The organism is Microbulbifer sp. SE14 (assembly GCF_059834885.1).
In genome coordinates this window covers 100494-122255 of record NZ_JCBAJA010000004.1, presented here as the reverse complement: position 1 = coordinate 122255, position 21762 = coordinate 100494, and the positions used below count along the sequence as shown (strand labels likewise).

Genomic DNA, 21762 nt, shown 5'->3' with positions numbered 1-21762 from the left:
TGTAGAGACGCACTATGAGAACAGGAGCGGTTGTTTTGAAGTGGACCACAGGATTATTGGCCGGGATGGGATTGATGCTCGCCGCCTGCGCCCAGGAGCCCGGCCACGGAGAGAATGTCCACGCCAAGGCATTCGTCGACTACATGGTGGAAAAACACGACTTCGACCGCGAGGAACTCATCGCCCTGATGCGCGAGGCCAAGCTGAAGGAATCCATCCTCAAGGCCATCAAGCGCCCGGCGGAAAAGGCCAAGCCCTGGTACGAATACCGCGAACTGTTCGTCACTCCGCAGAGTATCGCCGGCGGTGTCGACTTCTGGGACAGGAACGCCAAGGCGCTGGCTAAGGCCGAGAAGAAATACGGCGTGCCGGCGGAGATGATCGTCGCCATCATCGGCATAGAGACCCGCTACGGCGGCAATATGGGCGGCTATCGCGTGCTGGATGCGCTGGCCACCCTGGCCTTCAACTACCCGCGCCGCTCCCGGTTCTTCACCAAGGAGCTGGAAAACTTCCTGCTGCTGGCCCGCGACCAGGATTTTGACCCCACCGAATTGAAGGGGTCCTATGCCGGCGCCATGGGTTTCGGCCAGTTTATGCCGTCCAGCTACCGCGCCTACGCGGTGGACTTCAACAGCGACGGCCATATCGATATCTGGACCGACACCGAGGACGCCATCGGCAGCGTCGCCAACTATTTTGCCCGGCACGGCTGGAAGCCCGGCGAGCCGGTAACGGTGCTCGCCAATCCGCGCCCCAACGCCGACATGACCATCGTCAACGACTCGCTGGATACCAACTGGACCGTCGGCCAACTGGCGGAAAAGGGTTTTCCCACCACCGCCCAGGTGGCGCCGGACATGCCCGCCAGCGTGTTTTCCCTGCAGACGCAGCAGGGCAAGCAGTACTGGATAGGGCTCAACAACTTTTCCACGATCACCCGCTACAACCGCAGCCGCCTCTACGCCATGGCGGCCTACGACCTGGCCCAGGAGATCGTCAAGGCGCGCGGCGGAAGGTCATAATATCGGGACTCGGGACTCGGGACTCGGGACTCGGGACTCGGGACTCGGGACTCGGGACTCGGGACTCGGGACTCGGGGGCGCCCGAGATCCGAAAGATTGGCTCCCTCTCCCGCTTGCGGGGGAGGGGGTGTACGGCGCGCCCCGGAACCAAATACAAAACCGGTAATCGAACCAATTCAAATTAATTAGCAGTATCGAAGAAAAGCGGCTTGGGGGCGGCAGTTTAGCGCCGCGCGCCGGGGGGAATCATGTTTCAGTACAATGCGCGACTGGGAGCGGTATTGGCCGCTCTCCTATTGGCGGCCTGTAGCGGCCAGCCGAGCAAACCCGCCAAAGATCCCGTCCAAGATCCTATCAAGGACAGCGGCCCGCCGGTTCCGGTGGACATGCTGGCGGCGCCCGAGCCGACACCGGTGCGCGAGCCCATCGGCCAGGCTGGCAATAAATCCCCCTACAGAGTCAACGGTGTCACCTACCGGGTGCGCGGCGACGTCAAGGGTTACAGGGAGCGCGGTCACGCCTCCTGGTACGGTACCAAGTTCCACGGCCGCCGCACCGCCAACGGAGAGGTCTACAATATGTACGCCATGTCCGCGGCCCACAAGACACTGCCGCTGCCCAGCTACGCCAAGGTAACCAACCTGGAGAACGGCCGTAGCGTCATAGTGCGCGTCAACGATCGCGGCCCCTTCGTGCCCGGGCGCATCATCGACCTGAGCTACACCGCGGCGCAGAAACTGGGTTACATCAACAAGGGGGTGGCGCGGGTCGAAGTGGAGGCGTTGGACCCGGATTCGCTGCCCGCGGCGGGACAGACCCTGGCGATGGAAAAGGACGTGGCCGCGCGCGAGGCCCTGGCCCGGGACGCCAGTTTCAAGCTGCCGGAGAATACCTATCTGCAGGTTGGCGCCTACAGCAATGCCGACCAGGCCAACACCATGCGCGCACGGGTGTCGGCCGTGGTCGACTATCCTGTATCGGTCAGTCCTGTTGAGCGTGACGGCAAGAGGCTATACCGTGTGCGCATCGGCCCCCTCGCCCAGCAGCGCGCTTTGGTAGCAGCGCGGGAGACGGTGGAGCAGAATCGCCTGGGACAGCCGCAGGTTGTCTACGACTAAACGGCAGGGCCGCAGGCGCCGTGAATGCCTGGAACGGCCGGATTTGCCGTTTAGCACTGCCGAAGGCTGCCCGAAAGGGCGAGGGCCATGGATGGCCCGAGTGACTAAAAAACTTTGCTTTCGGGAAGAAATCAACAAATACGAGGAACAATGAGACACTCACTCATGACCAAGCGCCTTATCGCCTGCACCCTCCTGCTGTTCTGTGCCGGCATGGCCCAGGCCCAGTCGCTGATTCCGGCGCCGCCGCAGCTGGCCGCGGAAGCCTACCTGCTGCTCGATGCCCACACCGGCCAGGTGCTGGTGGAGCACGATGCGGACAAGCAGATTCCGCCGGCCAGTCTCACCAAGATGATGACCGCCTACATCGTTTCCGAGGAAATCGAGAAGGGCAGTATCAAAGAGGATGACAAGGTGCGCATCTCGGAGAAGGCCTGGCGCAAGGGCGGCTCCAAGATGTTCGTCAAGGTGGGCGACCGGGTGCCGGTGATTGACCTGTTGCGCGGTGTGATCGTGCAGTCCGGCAACGACGCCAGTATCGCGCTGGCCGAACACGTGTCCGGCAGCGAGGAGGTGTTCGCCGAGGTGATGAACCAGCAGGCGGAACTGCTGGGCATGGAGGACACCCACTTCGTCAACGCCACCGGCTGGCCGGCGGAGGGCCACCTGACCACCGCCCGCGACCTGGGTACCCTGGCCCGTGCGCTGATCGCCGATCACCCCGAACACTACAAAATCTACTCGGAGAAGTACTTCAGCTACGCCGGGATCAACCAGCCCAACCGCAACCGCCTGCTGTGGCGCGACCCGGCGGTGGACGGCATCAAGACCGGCCACACCGAAGAGGCCGGCTACTGCCTGGTGGCCTCCGCGGTGAAGCGCGGCATGCGCCTGATCGCCGTCGTCGTCGGCACCGATAGCGACGAGAAGCGTGCCGGCGAAACCCAGAAGCTGCTCGCCTACGGCTTCCGCTACTACCAGACCCACAAGGTCTACAGCAAGGACGATATCCTGCAGACAGAGCGCGTCTGGGGCGGTAAGGAACCGCAGGTGGGCATTGCCGTGGAGAAGGATGTCTTTGTCACCATTCCCCGCGGCGGCGAGGAGAGCATCAAGGCCGACCTGATCATCGACGGCGAACTGGAAGCCCCGCTGGAAAAGGGCCAGCCGGTCGGCAAGGTGGTTGTGACCCTGGACGGCGAGACGGTCGCCGAGGTCAAGGCCGTGGCCGCCGAGGAGGTGGAGAAAGCCGGCTTCTTCAAGCGCATCTGGGACGCGATCAAACGCTTTGTGATGGGCTTCTTCAGCTAATCTGCCGGGACTCGGGACTCGGGACTCGGGACTCGGGACTCGGGACTCGGGACTCGGGACTCGGGACTCGGGACCCGGGACCGCGGAGCTCCAGCTCCGCAACGGGCCGCAGGCCCGCCGGGCGAACACAAGGTTCGCCCCTACGCACAGCACTCCCTGTCCACTAAACACGCACCACTGTATAATCGCCGCCCGGTCGCGCCCCGGTTTCACCCTGTCTACTGTGCGGCCCCGGAGAGCGGTATGAGTCGAGATCCCAATCAGCAGCCCCCGAAAATCGAGTTCCCCTGCGAAGACTATATGGTCAAGGTCGTCCGCGATGCCGATGACGAGGTGCATGAATTCGTATTGGAAGTCATGCGCCGCCACGCACCTGGCCTGGATGAGGAGCGCATCACCCTGCGCGACAGCAGGGGCGGCAACTTCACCTCCATGACCTTCTTTATCGTCGCCACCGGCGAGGCGCAGCTGCAGGCGCTGTTCGAGGAACTCAAGGCGCACCCGTCGGTGCATATGGTGCTCTGATGACCATTGTCAGGAACCTGGGCCGGCGCGATTACGAGTCCGTGTGGCGCGCCATGTCCCGCTACACCGATAGCCGTGACGGTAGCAGCCTGGACGAGATCTGGTGCGTGGAGCACGAACCGGTGTTCACCCAGGGCCAGGCGGGCAAGGCGGAGCACCTGCTGAACACCGGTGACATACCGGTGGTGCAGGTGGACCGCGGCGGCCAGGTGACCTACCACGGCCCCGGCCAACTGGTGGTCTACCCGCTGCTGGACCTGCGCCGCGCCAGGATAGGCGTGCGCGACCTGGTCACCGCGCTGGAGACCGCCACCGTCGAAATGCTGAAAGAATTCGGCATCGCCGCCGCCCCCCGCCCCGATGCGCCGGGCGTCTACCTGACCGAGGGCCCCCGCGCCGGCAACAAGATCGCCTCCATCGGCCTGCGGGTACGCCGCGGCTGTAGCTTCCACGGCATTGCGATCAATATCGATATGGACCTGGCGCCCTTCCTGCGCATCAACCCCTGCGGCTATGCCGGCATGCAGATGGTGCAGATGGCCGAACTGGTACAGCCGGTGCCCGGCTGGAACCGGGTGGCAGAGATTTTCGTGCGCGAACTGTTGCGCACCCTGGCGCTGCCGGAGGAAAACTGGCAGCCGCTGGAAGAACCCATTTTTACGCGACTCAGCGCCCCTGAGCAGGACACAGAGAAGCAGGAAACGAGCAATGGCTGATAATTCCAGAACCGAGAGGCCCGACCTGGTACCGGTAAAACGCACCCGCCGCCTGCAGCAGGGCGAGAAGCTGCGCGATGGCGACAAGGTGGAGCGCATCCCGGTCAAGGTGATTGCCAGCGACCAGGTATTGCGCAAGCCGGACTGGATCCGTGTCAAGGTGCCCGCCTCCAAGGAGGTGGACCGCATCAAGAGCATCCTGCGCTCGCAGAAACTCGCCACCGTGTGTGAGGAGGCCAGCTGCCCCAACCTGGGCGAGTGCTTCAGCGGCGGCACCGCCACCTTCATGATCATGGGCGAGATCTGTACCCGCCGCTGTCCCTTCTGCGACGTGGGCCACGGCAAGCCGAACCCGCTGGATCCGGAGGAGCCGCAACATTTGGCAGAAGCCATCGCCGCCATGGGCCTGCGCTATGTGGTGATCACCTCGGTGGACCGCGACGACCTGCGCGACGGCGGTGCCCAGCACTTCGCCGACTGCATCCGCATCTCCCGCGAACACTCCCCGAACCTGCAGGTGGAAATCCTGACCCCGGATTTCCGCGGCCGCATGGACATTGCGCTGGATATCCTCGAAAAAGAGGCCCCGGACGTGTTCAACCACAACCTGGAAACGGTGCCGCGCCTCTACCGCGAGTCCCGCCCCGGCGCCAACTACAAGTGGTCGCTGAAACTCCTCCAGGAATACAAGAAGCGCCGCCCGGACGTGCTGACCAAGTCCGGCCTGATGGTGGGCCTGGGTGAGGAGAAGGAAGAAATATTCCGGGTGATGGACGATATGCGCGCGCACGATATCGACATGCTGACCATTGGCCAGTACCTGCAGCCCAGTAAAGAGCACCTGCCGGTGCAGCGCTACGTGCACCCGGACGAGTTCGAGGAGTACCGCCGCTACGCCGAACAGATCGGCTTCAAGCACGCCGCCTGCGGGCCGCTGGTGCGTTCTTCCTATCACGCCGATAAGCAGGCGCATGGGGAAAAGGTCAGCTAGCGCGAACCCCAATCCAAAAGTACTCTGCACCGCGATAAATGCTACCCAAGGGGGCTTGTTAGTAGAAGCTATTGTGTTCCTACGCAGCCCCTCTTCCATAAAATCATCAATTCCCTCCTGACTCTATCTCTATTCTTTCTCTTCAGAATGATCCGGTCTCAGTGAAGGTATTGCCCTCGTTTTAGCGAGGACTTTCAGAGTTCCTGCCTGCTCTCGATTTGCTGAGGGCTGGTGGTGAATATGGCGCCAACTCCCTTTTTATTCGTCGACGAAGGTTGCGAAACTCGAATGTAACCGGTTACACTGCCGTGCATCGACTGCTAGAAACCGCAGGATACTGGGCCTGGACTGAAACCGGGCCGGTGACACCGAAAAAATAAATAATAATGACAACGGAGAGGGATCAGATGAAAGCTCCCGCAGAGGCAGCCCGCTACAAAAGGGTATTCCTGGTCGGCAACCTGTCCATATTCGTGATCGGTCTGGGCTCGGGAGAACCCTTTGCGGTCGTGGTGCTGGTGCCCAATGTTGCCAACCCTTTCTTCTCCAAGGTGATCAGGGGAACAGAGCAGGCCGCGCAGGACCAGGGCTATTCGGTACTGTTGGGGGATACCCAGGGCAAGCCTGAGCGGAAGCACTTCTACGCCGGTATGGCACTGACCAGCCAGGCCGACGGCCTGATCCAGCTCGACTGCCGTTATCCCTTCGCGGATAAGGACACGGCCCTGGCTGTGTCGGGACCTATGGTCAATGCCCGTGAACGCATTGCCGACGACGCCAGCTATCCGGTGGTGGAGCTGGACAGATGCTGCTGCAGATTATTGCCGGCAGTTGGAGCAGAAGCGCACCAAGCTCTCCTTCGATCTGGTGGTTCGGGAGAGCATCGGGCCCTGCCGAGACTGAACACATTTACCGGCTAAGCCGCTAGCAGAACGGGAGAAAAATAATGGTAACCGGAACAAAAACGAAACTCGGAAAGCTGGTGGCAGTCGGCTTGGCGCTGCTATGTGGCGCCTCCACCTGTGAGCAGGGTGCGCAGGCAGACGTTGCGGAGCAGTGGCGCCCACTGTTTGACGGCGAGACACTCAATGGCTGGACCGGAGTAAATGGCTCCCGGATCGGTGACACCTGGCAGGTGATCGATGGCAACCTGGTACTCACCGCCGGCGGGGCCGGAGACCTGGTGAGCGCAGAAAAATTTGCGGATTTCGAGTTGCAACTGGAATGGAAAATATCCGAGCGGGGTAACAGCGGCATCATCTATCGCGTGGCCGACGAAGACGCCCCAGTGTGGATGAGCGGCATGGAGTACCAGGTACTCGACAACGCCGCCTACCCGGAACTGGAAAAGCCCAGCCACAGCGCGGGAGCCCTGTTCGACCTCTATGCGCCGAGCGAAGCCGCGGTGCGGCCCGCGGGGGAATTCAACAGCACCATAATCCGGGTCGAGGACGGCCGCGTGGAGCACTGGCTGAACGGCCGCAGGATCGTCAGCTACCAACTCTGGTCCGAAGACTGGCGGGCGCGCCTCGCCGACAGCAAGTTTTCCGGTTACCCGCAGTTCGCGCGAACCGATCGCGGCCATATTGCCCTGCAGGATCACGGCGACAAGGTCTGGTACCGCAACATCAAGATCCGGGAGTTGTGACCTTATGGGAATTTCCGGAATCAGTATCTGGCAACTGCTGATAGTGCTCCTGATCGCACTGACGCTTTTCGGGAGCGGCAGGATTCGCAGCCTCGGAGAGGATATCGGCGGTGCCATCAGTGGTTTCCGCAAATCGTTGCGCGGCGCCGAGGAAGCGCCGACTGCCGAAGGCGGAACGCTTGAAAAAGGGGAGGGCGCATGAACAGGCGGCAGTTTCTGATCAAAAGTGGGGGCTTCACGTCCGTGGCCCTGATGTCCTCCCTGTCGCCGGGCTGCCTGTCCCAGCCGGGCGGGAGTGACAAAAAGCTGTTCGAACTATCCCTGGCCCAGTGGTCCCTGCACCGCCAGTTGAAAAGCGGCGAACTCAAGGTGCTGGATTTCCCGGTCAAGACGCACAAGGCGTTCGATATAGGGGCGGTGGAGTACGTCAATCAGTTCTTTATGGATCGAGCCGAGGACCGCCACTTCCTGGGCGAGATGAAAACCCGGGCCTCGGACCACGGTGTGCAGAGCCTGCTGATCATGGTGGATGCCGAGGGAGACCTGGGAGACCCGGATGGCGCGCGCAGGCAGCGGGCGGTGGAAAATCACTACAAATGGGTAACGGCGGCGGAATACCTGGGCTGCCACTCGATCCGTGTAAATGCCTCGGGGCGCGGCAGCCGGGAAGAGGTGCAGGCGGCCTCGGTGGACGGCCTGTGCCGACTTGCGCAGTTCGCGCGTGATTATGATATCAATATTATCGTCGAAAACCACGGCGGCTACTCCTCCGACGGCCTTTGGCTGGCGCAGGTACTGGCCGCAGTGGACCTACCGAACTGCGGCAGCCTACCGGACTTCGGTAATTTCGGTGACTACGACCGCTACCTGGGCGTGCGCCAGTTGATGCCCTACGCCCGCGGTATCAGTGCCAAGAGTTTTGACTTCGATGCGGATGGCAGCGAGATAAATACGGATTTTGTGCGTATGTTGCGGATAATTCGCGATGCCGGTTATCAGGGGCATATTGGCATAGAGTTCGAAGGTGAGGGCGACGAGGACCTGGGTGTTATGGCGACGAAGAAACTGCTGCTGAAAGCGGAGCGGCTTTTGGTATGAGCGGATTTTTCCAAACCCTTATCGGTGCACTGTAGACGCTATAAAAAATTACCGAAAGATGTAACCGGTTACAGAGAGCCTGGCCTATGCGCGGGCTAGGTTGCAAAAAAATAAAGAATCAGCGTAACGGGAGAAATGTGATGTCGAGTGAACGGTTCAACAACAAAAAAGAGTACGACGCGCTGGTGGTCGGCTCCGGTGCCGGCGGTGGTATGGCCGCCTATGTGCTGGCCACGGCCGGCCTTAAGGTGCTGATGCTGGAGGCGGGGCGCTCCTATGACCCGGTTAAGGAGACGCCGATGTTCAATCTGCCCAAAGACGCACCCCTGCGCGGTGGCAGCACGCCGGACAAGCCCTTCGGTTTCTACGATGCCACAGTCGACGGCGGCTGGCAGGTTCCAGGCGAACCCTATACCCAGGGCTCGACAGAACCGGGGCGGAAGTTCGACTGGTGGCGCGCACGCATGCTCGGCGGGCGCACCAACCACTGGGGGCGTATCTCCCTGCGCATGGGCGAATACGATTTCAAGCCCTATTCCCGCGACGGGCTGGGTTTCGACTGGCCGATCGGCTACGAAGACCTGGCGCCTTACTACGACAAGACGGAAATGCTGATCGGCGTCTACGGCACCAACGAGGGATTGGAAAACACCCCCGACTCGCCGGAGGGGATACTGCTACCACCGCCCAAGCCGCGCGCCTACGAGCTGTTGGCGAAAAAAGCCTGCGAGAAACTCGGTATTCCGGTGATTCCCTCTCACCTGGCGATCCTCAGCGAGCGCCTGGATCACGAGGATATTCCGCAGAAGCTATTTCCGGACAATAAGCTCGCGCAGGAAGTCACCCGCCAGTCGATGCAGTCCCGCGCGGCCTGCTTCTGGGCCACCCACTGCGGGCGCGGCTGCTCCATCAAGGCCAATTTCCAGTCGACCACCGTGCTGCTGCCGCCCGCTCTGGCCACCGGCAACCTGGACATCATCACCGATGCCATGGTGCGCGAGGTCACGGTGGACAAGAAGGGCCGTGCGAGCGGAGTCCTCTACATCGACAAGAACAGCCGCCGCGAGGAATACGCCAGTGCGCGGGTCGTGGTGGTGGCGGCCAGCGCCGCGGAGACGTCGCGCATCCTGCTGAATTCCAAGAGCCCGCTCTTCCCCGACGGCCTGGCCAACGGCAGCGGTGTCGTGGGCAAGTACCTGATGGATACCGTGGGCGCCGGCGTCAGCGGCCAGATTCCGGCGCTGGAGAACCTGCCGCCGCACAACGAAGACGGCGCTTCGGCCATGCACATGTATATGCCCTGGTGGAAGTACAGGGAGCAGTTACGCGGCGAGCTGAATTTTGCGCGCGGCTACCACATCGAGTTCGGCGGCGGCCGCAGCATGCCCGGCGCCGGCGCCTTCGGCGGCATGGGCGACTTTACCGGCGGTGCCTACGGCAGGGATTTCAAGGAGGCCTGCCGCCGCTACTATGGCTCCTTTGTGTGGTTCGACGGCCGCGGGGAAATGATCCCCAACGAGGATTCCTACTGCGAAATCGACAAGGACAAAGTCGACCAGTGGGGCATACCGGTATTGAAGTTCCACTGGAAGTGGAGCGAGCAGGAACTGAACCAGGCCGCGCACATGCACAAGACCTTTGCCGAGATTATCGAGGCCATGGGCGGTAAGACGACTTCGCCGGTACACAGCGACGGGGCCAAGGCAATCATCAACGGCGGGGCGATTATTCACGAGGTGGGCACGGCGCGCATGGGCGCGAGCCCCAAGGACTCGGTGCTCAATCCCTACTGCCAGGCCTGGGAGGTGCCCAACCTGTTTATCACCGATGGTGCGCCCTTTGTCTCCAACGCAGATAAAAACCCGACCCTGACGATCATGGCACTCGCCTGGCGCACCTGCGACTACATCGTGGACCAGCTGAAGCAGAGGAGTATCTGACGTGAGCGACAAAAAACTGAACCTGAGCCGCCGCAACGCCCTGCGCATCATTGCCACCACCGCCGCCTCGGTGCCAGTGATCGGCTGCGCGGAAAAGATGGCGGAGAAGACGGTGGAAAAAGCGGCTAAACCCGCCCCGGTGGAGGCTCCACGCAATCCCGAGTCGGCAAAGAAAACCCCACTGCGCTCGCCCACGGATCCGGACTTGTTGAACCCCACCATACACTGGGATTTCGTACTGGATGAAGGGGAACTGGTGACCCTGGCGGCCCTGTGCGACGTGATCATTCCCGCAGACGAAATATCGCCGAGCGCCTCAGCGGTGGGTGCCCATCACTATATCAACGAATATGTGAGCGCACCCTATGACAACAACAAGGCGGACCTGATCACCGTGCGCGGCGGCCTTGTCTGGCTAGACAGCGAATCCAACCGGCGCTTCCAGCGGCCCTTTACCGAGCTCGACGACTCACAGAAGTCCGCCATCTGCGACGACATCAAGTGGGAAAAAACTGCCAAGGCCGAATTCAAGGCAGGGGCCCGCTTCTTTGCCAAGGTGCGCAACCTGACCGCCACCGCCTTCTACACCACCGAAGCGGGCATGGCGGATATCGGCTATGTGGGCAACAAACCCATGGCGGAGTTCCCCGGTCCGCCGCCGGAAGTTCTGGCGCGACTCGGTCTGGAGGGATGAGTCGGGCGGGTTTATTTCTTCAATTGGCGCCGATAAGGAGGTGAGCCATGTGACAGTGCGAGCCATCAATCCGGCGGTAAAAAACTGCCGGGTAACCAGTGAAGCGGTAAACAACAGCAATTACGCGGCGATTTCCGGTCGGGTCAGAGGTTAAGGGTGTACGGAAAGCCGAAACAAAAAAGAAAAGTGGAGATAAGGATAATGAAGAAGAGAGAACTTCCCGGAACCAACTACTACTCGGGAGTCCTGCGGACTTCCGCCAGTGCGCTGGTCCTCTTCAGTGCTATAGGCGCGACCCAGGCACAGACCGAAGCGGCAGAGGAGAGCGCTGCGCAAGGCGAGGCCATGGAGGAGATAGAGGTGGTCGGTATTCGTTCCACGTTGGAGCGGAATCTGGACATCAAGCGCGACGCGGCCTCTTTCGTGGACGCCATCACCGCCGAGGACGTGGGCAAGTTTCCTGACAAGAATGTCGCCGACGCCCTGCAGCGCGTGCCCGGTATATCCATCACCCGCAGCGGCGGCGAGGGCCAGTATGTGAGCATCCGCGGTACCAGCTCGGCGCTGACGCTGACCCAGCTCAATGGCAACTATATCGCAACTGCCTCTACTTCCAGGGACCCGCAGCGCTCCTTCAACTTCGCCCTGTTGCCGGCCAACCTGCTAGAGCGCACGGAAGTCTATAAGACACCGGAAGCCAAAATCGACGAAGGCGGCCTGGGTGGCACCATCATAGTCCACACCCGCCGCCCGCTGAATATGGAATCTGGTACCGGTTTTCTCAATTTCGAGGAGACCTACGCGGACGTGACCGGCGAGATGGAGCCGCAGTACAGCGGGCTCTATTCCTGGAAGAACGAAGCGGAAAACTTCGGCGTGCTGGTTTCCTACACCTCGCAGGAGCGCACCAGCATCGGCGAGCAGATCTCCCTGGAGAACTGGACCCTGTTTGACGACGCACGCGCCGATGAAGATTTTGCCCAGGCATCGCTGGAGGATACCGCCGGCAATAAAATCACCGGCTATGCGCCCTTCGCCGTGGTCCAGTCCCAGTCCAAGGAGGCGCGGGACCGCCAGGGCTACCAGGTGACCCTGCAGTGGGAGCCCACCGATCGGATATCCACCACCTTCAACTACATAGGTGCCAGGCTTGAGCAGAACAACGACCAGAACCTGATCCTGGCGGCGGAATGGGATTACCGCGACCCGGCGATAGTACCGGGCAGCGTCCGCTACGACGGCGACACCATTGTCGCCATGGACCTGGCGGACGCGGACCTGTCGGACCACGGCGTCGACCTGCAGGCGCCGGCCATAGGTTCCCGCCGCTCCCTGTCGGAATCCAAGTCCGATACCTATGATCTGGAAGTGGTCTACGACGGCGACTGGTACACCGCATCCGCGAACGTCGGCCACACGGAGTCCAGCGGCGGAACCAGCTTCAATAACCTGCAGCGCTTCTACGGCGTTGGCGGCGCTACCCAGTCCTACGGTTGGGATCTGCACGCCGACACCATACTGCACTACGACGCCGAACCGGCGGACTTCAACGGCTTTGGCTGGCGCTCCACCGATGCCGGCACCTCGTCGGACGAAGAGTTCTACGCCCAGGTGGATTTCAGCCTGGAAACCGAGTGGGGCATTTTTGAGTCCTTCGACGTCGGCGCCAAGTATCGCGACCACAAGATCGGGCGGCGCTTCGAAAACCTGGTCTGGGACGACGGCGACCCGGATAATGCCACCCTCTGGGGTGGTTGCTGTGGACTGGGCTACGAGTACTGGCACACAGACTCCAACCTGCCGTCCGCGGCGGAAATCGCCAGCTTTATTCACCGGGTCGACGGCCTGACCGGTGAAGCGGGAACGGAAACCTCCTTCCTGTCCGTGGACTGGGATGCCTACACGGCCTGGCTCGACGACAACTTTATTCGCAGCCGCCGGGACGACCCCAACAATTTCTTCAACATCAACGAGGAAATCACCGCGGCCTACCTGCAGGGCAATTTTGACACCGGCGCCCTGAGCGGCAACCTGGGCCTGCGCCTGGTGCGGACGGAGCAGCGGGCGGAGACCTTTGATGCCCCCCTGGGCATCCGCGATGACGAGCTGGATGTCAATACCGGGAGTTACACCGACGTTCTGCCCAGCTTCAACCTGAAGTGGGAGGCCTACGAGGATCTCATCGTGCGCGCCGCCGCGTCGCGGGTGGTCGCCCGGGTCGGCTACAGCAGCCTGGGTGCCTCCGAGGGCTTCAACGCGCCGCCGGAGGGTTCGAACATGACCACCGGCTCCCGCGGTAACCCGGATCTCGAACCCTACGACTCCACCCAGTTCGACCTGGGCGCCGAGTGGTATTTCCGCAGTGCCTCGGTACTGGGCGCGGCGGTTTTCCACAAGGAGATCGATTCCTTTGTCACCATGGCCCAGACCACAGAGAAGCGCGAAGTGCCCAACCGCACCGAGCCGGTGGATGTGATCTTCTCCCTGCCGGTCAACGGCACCGACGCCACATCCACGGGGCTGGAACTCTTCTACCAGCACGCCTTCGACTTCGGCGGCGGGGTGATTGCCAATTACACCTACACGGACACCTCCCTGGCGACCCTGGAGGTCGACGGCTCGAAGAAGGAGATTCCGCTGCCGGGCACCTCCGAGCACCAGTACAACCTGTCGGCCTACTACGAAACCGACAAATTCAGTGTGCGGGCGTCGTACAACTACCGGGACGACTACGCCGGCGAGCAGTCCAACGGCCAGACGGTGTACACCGACGGCTACGGCCAGGTGGACGTCAACGGCTCCTACTACTTCACCGACGCGCTGGTGCTGAATGTCTCGGCGATCAACCTGACCAAGGAAGTGGGTGAGCGCTACTGGGGCTCCGAGGACCGGCTGTACAACCGCTTCTACACCGGCCGCCGTTTCTACATGGGGCTCAATTACAAGTTCTAGTAACGGCGGGCGCATCGCGCCGGCGTCAGCCGCGCTGGCGCGATGCGGGTTTGCACCGGAAGGGAGGGAATGGCGTGAGCCAACTATACAAATGTGTGCGCAGCCGGATCCAGGCGCGCCTGCTGCTGGCCACCATCTGTGGCGCCCTGGCCGGCTGCGGCGGTTCCGGTGGCGGGGGTGACAGCGGCAGCAGCGATATGGACAGCGGTGGTTCCGACCCGATCGGGGGCCCGCCTGCGGTCACCTTCGTCGACGCCACCGACGCTACCGGCATCCACTATATCCACGGCTACCTGAACCCGCAGGGCGGCGATCCCGAAGCCTTCAGCGGCGGTGTCGCCGCCGGTGATTACGACAGGGACGGCGATGTGGACCTCTTCCTTGTGCGCGGCGATATAGGCCCGAACAAGCTGTACCGCAACGAGGGCAACAACGTCTTTATCGATGTGGCGCAGGAGGCGGGGCTCGCCTACACGAAAAACGGCAATGGCAATCACCGCCTCAGCGGGCCCACCTTTGCCGACATGGACGGCGACGGCGACCTGGACCTGTTTATCGGTGGCTTTTACAGCTCGCCCTCGTTTATTTTCGCCAACAACGGCGACGGCAGCTTCAGCGATGTCACCGAGGAGTCCGGCATAGACCGGATGCAGGCCGGGAACACCTCTTCGGCAGCCTTCGGCGATTACGACCTGGACGGCGACCTGGACATGGCGCTGAGTCACTGGGGTGTCGGCTACGCCGACAGCGAAAACCACGGTTCCACCGAGCACCTGTGGCGCAACGACAGCGACGCCTCGGGCATCCGCTTCACCGACGTGAGCGTCGAGGCCGGCATCTCGGACACGGCCATATTCCCGCCCATCGAAAATGCCGTGCTCGACGGCGTCTACGACTATTCGTTTTCGCCCACCTTTGCGGATATCAATGGCGACCGCCACCCGGACCTGTTGATGGCCAACGATTTCGGCACCAGCCTGATCTATGTCAACAACGCCGACGGCACTTTCCGCAATGCCACCGGCGACAGCGATCTCCGCGTCTACAGCGCCATGGGCTCTGCGGTGGCCGACTACGATAACGACGGCGATCTCGACTGGTTTGTCACCGCGATCTACGACGAGGCGGCCGGGAACCCCGATCACGGCAACCGCCTCTACCGCAACGACGGCAGCGGCCGCTTTGCCGACGTGACCGAAGCCGCCGGCGTGATGGACGGCGGCTGGGGCTGGGGCGCCTGCACCGCGGACTTCAATGGTGACGGCCACCTGGACCTCTACCACACCAACGGCTGGGACAACCTGACCACCGGCACAGTGTTCGACAAGGACCCCAGCCGGCTGTATATCGCCAACGGCGACGGCAGCTTCTCCGACCGGGCGGGCAGCAGCGGCATTGTTGACTATGAGCAGGGACGCGGTGTGGTCTGCGCGGATTTCGACAACGATGGCGACGTGGACGTCTTCGTCACCCACCGTAACCTGGACAACTCAGCGTCCTTCTACCGCAACGATTCCGCCGGCCAGAACACCCTGAGCATCCGCCTGCACGGCAGTGCGCCCAACACCGAAGCCGCCGGCGCGCGCATCGCCGTGACCGTCGGCGCGGTGACCCAGACCCGCGAGATCACTATTGGCACCAACTTCACCTCCCAGAATCCGACGCGGCAGATCTTCGGCCTGGGCAGCGCCAGCCAGGCGGACAGGGTGCAGATCACCTGGCCGGACGATCGCGAAGAGGTGCACGAGGCCGTGCCCGCGGGCGCGCTGGTGGAGTACCGCCAGTGACGAAGACGACAAATGCTCGCCATAAAAACGATAAAAAGAGGAAAATCGCTATGAGAGACTTTATCGCCGGCCTGATCGCCGCGGTCTGCCTGGCACAGGCCGCCCCGGCCCTGTCCGAGGATGAAACCCAGCTGTATAACCCCGCGCACTCGGCGGCGCGCAACTGGAACGAGGCGCTGCTGGCGGCGATCCGCGTGGACTACGCGCGGCCGACGGTGCACGCGCGCAACCTGTTTCACTCTTCGGCGCTGATGTACGACGCCTGGGCGGTCTACTCGGATACGGCGGATACCTATTTCCTCGGCAACCGGGTGCACGGTTTCGACTGCGCCCTGGACGAGGTGCAGAAGCAGGCGCTGCGGGACGGCGCCGGGGATATCCAAGGCGCCCGCGCCCAGGCCATCAGCTATGGCATGTACGCCCTGCTCAGGCACCGCTTCGCCGATTCCCCGGGCGCGGCCGTGTCGCGGCTGCGTTTCAACAACATGGCCGACGCCCTGGGCGTGGACCGGGACTTCGACAGCCGGGACCTCTCGTCGGGCAGTGCCGCGGCCCTGGGCAACTACCTGGCCAATTGCGTGATCGAGTACGGCCTGCAGGACGGCGCCAACGAGGCCGGCGGCTACGCCAACAGCCACTACCAGCCGGTCAACCAACCCCTGAACCCGGCACAGCCGGGCACACCGGGCATGTCGGACCCCGACCGCTGGCAGCCCCTGGAGCTGGATATCTTCGTCGACCAGGCGGGCAACGAAACCAACACGCCGCCCTTCCTGGGCGCCGAGTGGGGCAGGGTGATGCCCTTCGCCCTCACTGACGGGGACCGCAGCGTCTACGAACGGGACGGCCAGACTTACCATGTCTACCACGATCCCGGCGCGCCGGCCCTGCTGCAGGGGGACGGGGCACTGCCGGACGAGTATCGCTGGAATCACACCCTGGTGGCCCTCTGGTCGTCCCACCTGGACCCCGCCGACGGGGTGATGATCGATATCTCCCCGGCGTCGGTGGGCAATACCACGGCCCTGCCGCTGGACCTTCCCGGCCTGCGGGATTTCTACCGCACTGTCGACGGCGGCTCCACGGACCGGGGGCGGGACCTGAACCCGGCCACAGGCCTTCCCTACGAGCCGCAGATGGTGCCCCGCGGGGACTACACCCGGGTGCTGGCGGAGTTCTGGGCCGACGGCCCGGACTCGGAAACCCCGCCCGGCCACTGGTTCACCATCCTCAACGAGGCCGTCAGCGACCACCCGCAATTCAGGAAACAGTTCGAGGGGGCGGGGGCGTCCCTCGACGATCTGGAGTGGGATGTCAAAGCCTACTTCGCCCTGGGCGGGGCGGTGCACGACGCGGCCATCGCCGCCTGGGGCATCAAGGGCTGGTACGACTATGTACGCCCGCTGTCCGCCATCCGCTATATGGCCTCCCTGGGACAGAGCTCAGACCCGGCGCTGCCCAGCTACCACCACAATGGCCTGCCGCTCTACGAGGGCCTGGTGGAAGTGGTGGAGGCGGGGGACTCCCTGGCGGGTGCGGACGGCGAGCACCTGGGAAAAATCAAGCTCTACGCCTGGCGCGGGCCCGACCATATCGCGGACCCGGCCACCGACATGGCCGGCGTCGGCTGGATACTGGCGGAGAACTGGTGGCCCTACCAGCGCCCCACCTTCGTCACGCCGCCCTTCGCCGGCTACATCTCCGGGCATTCCACCTTTTCCCGCGCCGCCGCCGAGACACTGACGCTGCTGACCGGCAACGAATACTTCCCCGGCGGCATGGGGGAGTTCGTGGCCAGGAAAAACGAGTTCCTGGTGTTCGAGGAGGGGCCCAGCGTGGACCTGGTACTGCAGTGGGCCACCTACAGGGACGCGTCCGACCAGACCAGCCTGTCGCGCATCTGGGGCGGCATCCACCCGCCGGTGGACGATGTGCCCGGGCGCCGCGTCGGCGAGAAGGTCGGGCTGGCGGCCTACGCCCTGGCCAAATCCTATTTCGATGGCAGCGCTATTCCCGAGCCGGAGCCCGAACCGCAGGAGGAGACGTCCAGTCCCCAAAAGGGCTCGGGTGGCAGTCTCACGCTCGTCGAACTGCTGTTCGGCCTGGCCATGCTGTTCTCCGCCCGCGGTTTCAGGGCCGCCGGCCGGACCTACTGACTGATCGGAGGAGAGAAAAGTGGCGAACGACCGGTATTTTCTCGGCATAGATGCGGGCGGCAGCCGCTGCCGCGCGCGGCTGGAATCCGCTGACGGCAGCCTGCTGGGGCGCGGCTTCGGCGGTCCCGCCAACCCCTGTTACGGGCTGGACCTGGCCATGCGCTCCATTGAAAAGGCTGCGGTCGCGGCCCTGGCCGACGCGGGCCTGGCCCCTGAATTGCTGGGCCGGCTGCGGGTGGGTGCCGGCGTCGCCGGCCTGCACCTGCCGCGCTACCGGGACGCCATGGGCAGTGCGCCGCACCCCTTCGCGCAACTGGTGTTGACGGACGATCTCCATATCGCCTGCCTCGGCGCCCACGGCGGCGGGGACGGTGCGGTGATTATCGTCGGCACCGGCTTCAGTGCGCTGGCGGTGGTCGGCGGCGCGACGCACACCATTGGCGCCCACGGCTTCATGATGGGGGAGGCCTGCAGCGGCGCGCATATAGGCTTCGCCGCCGTGAACGCCGCGCTGCTGGCCTACGACCGGCTGGGCGAGGAGACCCTGCTCGTGAAGCTGCTGGCGCGGGAGCTGGGCGGCGAGGGCCTGGTGCTCGCCAATGCCCTGGCCGGCGCCACCGCCGACCGCTATGCGGCCCTGGCCCCGGTAGTTTTCGAGGCGGCGCAGCATGGCGATGCGGTGGCCGGGCGGATACTGCGGCAGGCCGCCGCCTTTATCGACCGGGTGGTGGCACGCCTGCTGGAAAGGAAACCGCCGCGCCTGTCCCTGGTGGGCGGTATCGGCGAGCGGATTGTGCCCTGGCTGGCGCCTGATATCGCCGCCCGGCTGGTGCCGGCCAGGGCGCCGGCGGAAGTGGGGGCCATTTACCTGACCAGGGAGGGCATGGCTCCTGCGCCGACCCCCATTCCGGAAACAGGTACTTCACTGTGAACAGCAAGAGACAATTCCTGAAATTTTCCCTACTGGCCAGCCTGCTCGCGCAGGCCGCGGCGCCGGTGCGGGCCACGGGCCGGCGCGGGGCCAGGGCCAACAAACCCATCGTCATCTCCACCTGGAACCACGGCGGCCCCGCCAACGAGGCCGCTTGGGAGCTGCTGTCCCGCGGCGGCCGCGCACTGGATGCGGTGGAGGCCGGGGCGCGGGTGCCCGAGGCGGACCCGGAGGTAACCAGCGTCGGCAACGGCGGTTTCCCGGACCGGGAGGGCAAGGTGACCCTGGACGCCTGCATTATGGATGAGAAGCAGAACTGCGGTTCCGTGGCCTTCCTGCAGGATATCCGCCATCCGGTGTCCGTCGCGCGCAAGGTCATGGAGGAGACGCCCCATGTGATGCTGGTGGGCGAGGGCGCCCGGCGCTTCGCCCTGGAGCAGGGCTTCCGGCCGGAAAACCTGCTGACACCCAGGGCCGAGGCCGCTTGGCGGGACTGGTTGCTGGAAGCGCGCTACCAGCCGGTGATCAACATCGAGAACCACGACACTATCGGCATACTGGCCCTGGACAGCGCCGGCAACCTGTCCGGTGCCTGCACCACCAGCGGCGCCGCCTTCAAGATGCACGGGCGGGTGGGAGATTCGCCGATTATCGGCGCCGGTCTCTACGTCGACAACGAGGTGGGCGCGGCCACGGCCACCGGCATGGGCGAGCTGATGATCAAGACCGTCGGCTGCCACCAGGTGGTCGAACTGATGCGCCACGGTTATTCGCCGGAGGAAGCCTGTCGCGAGGCGGTGGAGCGCATAGCGCGCAAGCTGCCCGACTACCGCCGGTTCCAGGTGGGATTCCTGGCCCTGGACAAGGCCGGCAACTACGGCGCCCACTGCATTCACCCGGGGTTCAACTTCGCAGTCCGCGACCGGCGCGGTGCCAGGATGATCGACGCGGGGAGTAAGCTGTGACCATACCGCTGGAAATCTGTCTCGACTGCGACGACATGGACAGGCTGCGCCGCTCGGTGGCCAATGCGCTGACCGGTGGCGCCGGGCGCATAGAGCTGTGCAGTGCCATCGCGCTCGACGGCCTGACACCGACGGCGGAACAGATTCGCGCAGCGCGGGATATTTTCGGCCGCCGCGCCGGTGTGTTGGCGATGATACGCCCGCGCACCGGCGACTTCTGCTACCGGCCAGGCGAAATCGAGCGGATGGCCGAACAGATTGCGATGGCGGCCGATGCCGGCGCCGGCGGTGTGGTCCTGGGTGCGCTGCAGGGCCGGCAGCTGGACCTGGAAGCGCTGGATCAGCTGCTGCCGGTTATCCGCCGGCACCAGCTCAGTGCGACCTTTCACCGGGCCTTCGATGAGCTGGCGGATAGGGAGCTGGCCATAGAGCAGCTGGTCGAGAGGGGCGTGGAGCGGGTGCTGACCGCCGGCGCGCCGCTGGTCGAGCGTATCTCCGCACTGGACGCAGTGGACACCGTCAGTCACACACTAAGCTGCGCGCGGGGGCGTATTGAAGTTGTTGTGGGGGGCGGCATCAGCTGCGCGAATATTCTGCCGCTGCTCGAAAGATTGTCCCCGGCGGATACCTCCTTGTCGCTGCACAGCCACTCCGGACTGCACTCGGGGGGGATTGCCGACGTAAAGCTGATCAGAGAGATGCTCAGGAGCATACGCAGTTGCCGGATGAGTGCAACGTAAAACTTGATTGGGAATATGCAAATGCATCTCGATGGCTGGGTTGATATCGAGATGCTCCAGGAGAAAAAAATGAAAAAATCAAATAGCCTTTCTCTGATCGGTTTGTGCCTGGCGCTGGTATCGCCCCTGGCGTCCCTCGCCATTTCCGGTGTCTATGCCGGCGGGCCCGTCTATCAGAAACGGGATTACGCCATTGGCGAGCTGAAATCGTCCGGATTCACCCATGTCATCGTCTGGACCATCCATATCGAAGCGGACGGTAGCCTAGGGTTCAACGCCGAGTTTCCATTGGTAAAGGATGGAATTTATATTGGTGACCAGTCTTACCCCCTTTTCAGAAAGGATATCTCCTCGCTGAAAACGGGTGATACATCCATCACCCGGGTCGAGTTTGGACTCAGCGGCTGGGGCTCTGGCACTTATGACAATGTGAGAGATTTACTGGCCTGTGAAGAGAGCCACTGTGGCACAGGAAAGGACAGCATCCTGTACCGGAATTTTCGCGCGTTGAAAGAGGCATTTCCCGCGGTGGATGCTCTGAATAACGATGACGAGGGTACTTACGATGTCGACTCCGCGGTGGCATTCCATGTGATGTTGTCCGATATCGGTTTTCAAACCGCGATAGCTCCCTATCAGAATAAAGACTTCTGGCGATCCTTTGTCGATGGAGTTAATTCGGTTCACAGCGGCACGGTGGATCTGAGCTACCTGCAGGTTTACGACGGCGGTTCCGCCAATAACCCCTGCAACTGGGGCCTGGGCCTGCCGCTGGTTGCCGGGCTCTGGTCGCGGGAAGTTTTGCCGGCGGAAGCGCAAAGCCGCCTGCGGAATTGGACAGAGTCGTGCGGCATAGAGGGCGGGTTTATGTGGCTCTACGATGACTTCGATAATTCGCCCGGGGCCGCGTCTTATGCCGATGCAATCAATGCGGTGTTCGGCGGTGCGAATCCGTCCTGGAAATCCTCTCCCGGCTCAGCCGGGGCCGCCTTCTATTCACCTTGACTGTGCGATGTTGCACTGGGCGTCTTCGGGCGTCTTTTTTTAAGTGGAAATTGTATGACTGACATGGCCTCGTGGTCGGCGACCCCGGAGCTGTGGAAGTCTGCATCGACAGCGCCGGCATCGAGGCAGTAAAACTATGGCCTGCGCCCGCGTCGCCGA

The 21762-nt window shown here is 63.1% G+C and carries 19 protein-coding genes; all 19 read left to right on the top strand.

Features of this window, described 5'->3' with window-relative positions; genetic code table 11:
• The first annotated feature begins 14 nt into the window (after nucleotides 1-14).
• Nucleotides 15-1025 carry a lytic murein transglycosylase B gene (gene mltB / locus AC6R19_RS04600; RefSeq protein WP_500578469.1) on the top strand — a complete coding sequence of 337 codons (1011 nt, stop codon included), beginning with the start codon at nucleotides 15-17 and terminating at the stop codon, nucleotides 1023-1025.
• A gap of 249 nt (nucleotides 1026-1274) precedes the next feature.
• Complete coding sequence (locus AC6R19_RS04595; RefSeq protein WP_500578467.1) at nucleotides 1275-2144, top strand: septal ring lytic transglycosylase RlpA family protein; 870 nt, start codon at nucleotides 1275-1277, stop codon at nucleotides 2142-2144.
• 165 nt (nucleotides 2145-2309) lie between these two features.
• A complete protein-coding gene (locus tag AC6R19_RS04590; RefSeq protein WP_500578465.1) occupies nucleotides 2310-3455 on the top strand; it encodes a D-alanyl-D-alanine carboxypeptidase family protein in 1146 nt (381 codons plus the stop codon).
• A gap of 243 nt (nucleotides 3456-3698) precedes the next feature.
• The gene (locus AC6R19_RS04585; protein ID WP_500578464.1) at nucleotides 3699-3980 is read left to right on the top strand and encodes an HP0495 family protein; all 282 of its coding nucleotides are present in this window, start codon (nucleotides 3699-3701) and stop codon (nucleotides 3978-3980) included.
• Nucleotides 3980-4696, top strand: coding sequence for a lipoyl(octanoyl) transferase LipB (gene lipB, locus AC6R19_RS04580; RefSeq protein ID WP_500578463.1), 717 nt, complete (start codon nucleotides 3980-3982; stop codon nucleotides 4694-4696). Before AC6R19_RS04585 ends, lipB begins: the two co-directional genes overlap by 1 nt.
• Nucleotides 4689-5687, top strand: a complete 999-nt coding sequence (lipA, locus tag AC6R19_RS04575; RefSeq protein ID WP_500578461.1) for a lipoyl synthase — start codon at nucleotides 4689-4691, stop codon at nucleotides 5685-5687. Before lipB ends, lipA begins: the two co-directional genes overlap by 8 nt.
• A 407-nt stretch (nucleotides 5688-6094) precedes the next feature.
• Nucleotides 6095-6607, top strand: a complete 513-nt coding sequence (locus AC6R19_RS04570; RefSeq protein ID WP_500578459.1) for a type 1 periplasmic-binding domain-containing protein — start codon at nucleotides 6095-6097, stop codon at nucleotides 6605-6607.
• 26 nt (nucleotides 6608-6633) lie between these two features.
• A complete protein-coding gene (locus AC6R19_RS04565) occupies nucleotides 6634-7335 on the top strand; it encodes a 3-keto-disaccharide hydrolase (protein WP_500578458.1) in 702 nt (233 codons plus the stop codon).
• A gap of 4 nt (nucleotides 7336-7339) precedes the next feature.
• A complete protein-coding gene (tatA, locus tag AC6R19_RS04560; protein WP_500578456.1) occupies nucleotides 7340-7537 on the top strand; it encodes a twin-arginine translocase TatA/TatE family subunit in 198 nt (65 codons plus the stop codon).
• Entirely contained in the window at nucleotides 7534-8433 is a 900-nt protein-coding gene (locus AC6R19_RS04555) for a sugar phosphate isomerase/epimerase family protein (RefSeq protein WP_500578455.1), read from the top strand. Before tatA ends, AC6R19_RS04555 begins: the two co-directional genes overlap by 4 nt.
• Before the next feature lie 140 nt (nucleotides 8434-8573).
• Nucleotides 8574-10373, top strand: a complete 1800-nt coding sequence (locus AC6R19_RS04550) for a GMC oxidoreductase (protein WP_500578454.1) — start codon at nucleotides 8574-8576, stop codon at nucleotides 10371-10373.
• 1 nt (nucleotide 10374) lies between these two features.
• On the top strand, nucleotides 10375-11067 hold the full coding sequence (locus AC6R19_RS04545; RefSeq protein ID WP_500578453.1) for a gluconate 2-dehydrogenase subunit 3 family protein: 693 nt from the start codon (nucleotides 10375-10377) through the stop codon (nucleotides 11065-11067).
• A 201-nt stretch (nucleotides 11068-11268) separates the two neighbouring features.
• A complete protein-coding gene (locus tag AC6R19_RS04540) occupies nucleotides 11269-14019 on the top strand; it encodes a TonB-dependent receptor (protein ID WP_500578452.1) in 2751 nt (916 codons plus the stop codon).
• Nucleotides 14020-14093: 74 nt separating this feature from the next.
• Nucleotides 14094-15806, top strand: coding sequence for a CRTAC1 family protein (locus AC6R19_RS04535; RefSeq protein WP_500578450.1), 1713 nt, complete (start codon nucleotides 14094-14096; stop codon nucleotides 15804-15806).
• Nucleotides 15807-15856: 50 nt separating this feature from the next.
• Nucleotides 15857-17962: a vanadium-dependent haloperoxidase gene (locus AC6R19_RS04530; protein ID WP_500578448.1), complete on the top strand. Its 2106-nt coding sequence runs from the start codon at nucleotides 15857-15859 to the stop codon at nucleotides 17960-17962.
• 19 nt (nucleotides 17963-17981) lie between these two features.
• On the top strand, nucleotides 17982-18893 hold the full coding sequence (locus AC6R19_RS04525; RefSeq protein WP_500578447.1) for a glucosamine kinase nucleotide-binding domain-containing protein: 912 nt from the start codon (nucleotides 17982-17984) through the stop codon (nucleotides 18891-18893).
• Entirely contained in the window at nucleotides 18890-19858 is a 969-nt protein-coding gene (locus AC6R19_RS04520) for a glycosylasparaginase (RefSeq protein WP_500578446.1), read from the top strand. Before AC6R19_RS04525 ends, AC6R19_RS04520 begins: the two co-directional genes overlap by 4 nt.
• Nucleotides 19855-20598, top strand: a complete 744-nt coding sequence (locus tag AC6R19_RS04515) for a copper homeostasis protein CutC (RefSeq protein WP_500578445.1) — start codon at nucleotides 19855-19857, stop codon at nucleotides 20596-20598. The genes AC6R19_RS04520 and AC6R19_RS04515 overlap by 4 nt, the downstream gene beginning before the upstream one ends.
• A 21-nt stretch (nucleotides 20599-20619) precedes the next feature.
• Complete coding sequence (locus AC6R19_RS04510; protein WP_500578443.1) at nucleotides 20620-21603, top strand: hypothetical protein; 984 nt, start codon at nucleotides 20620-20622, stop codon at nucleotides 21601-21603.
• Nucleotides 21604-21762: the final 159 nt, after the last annotated feature.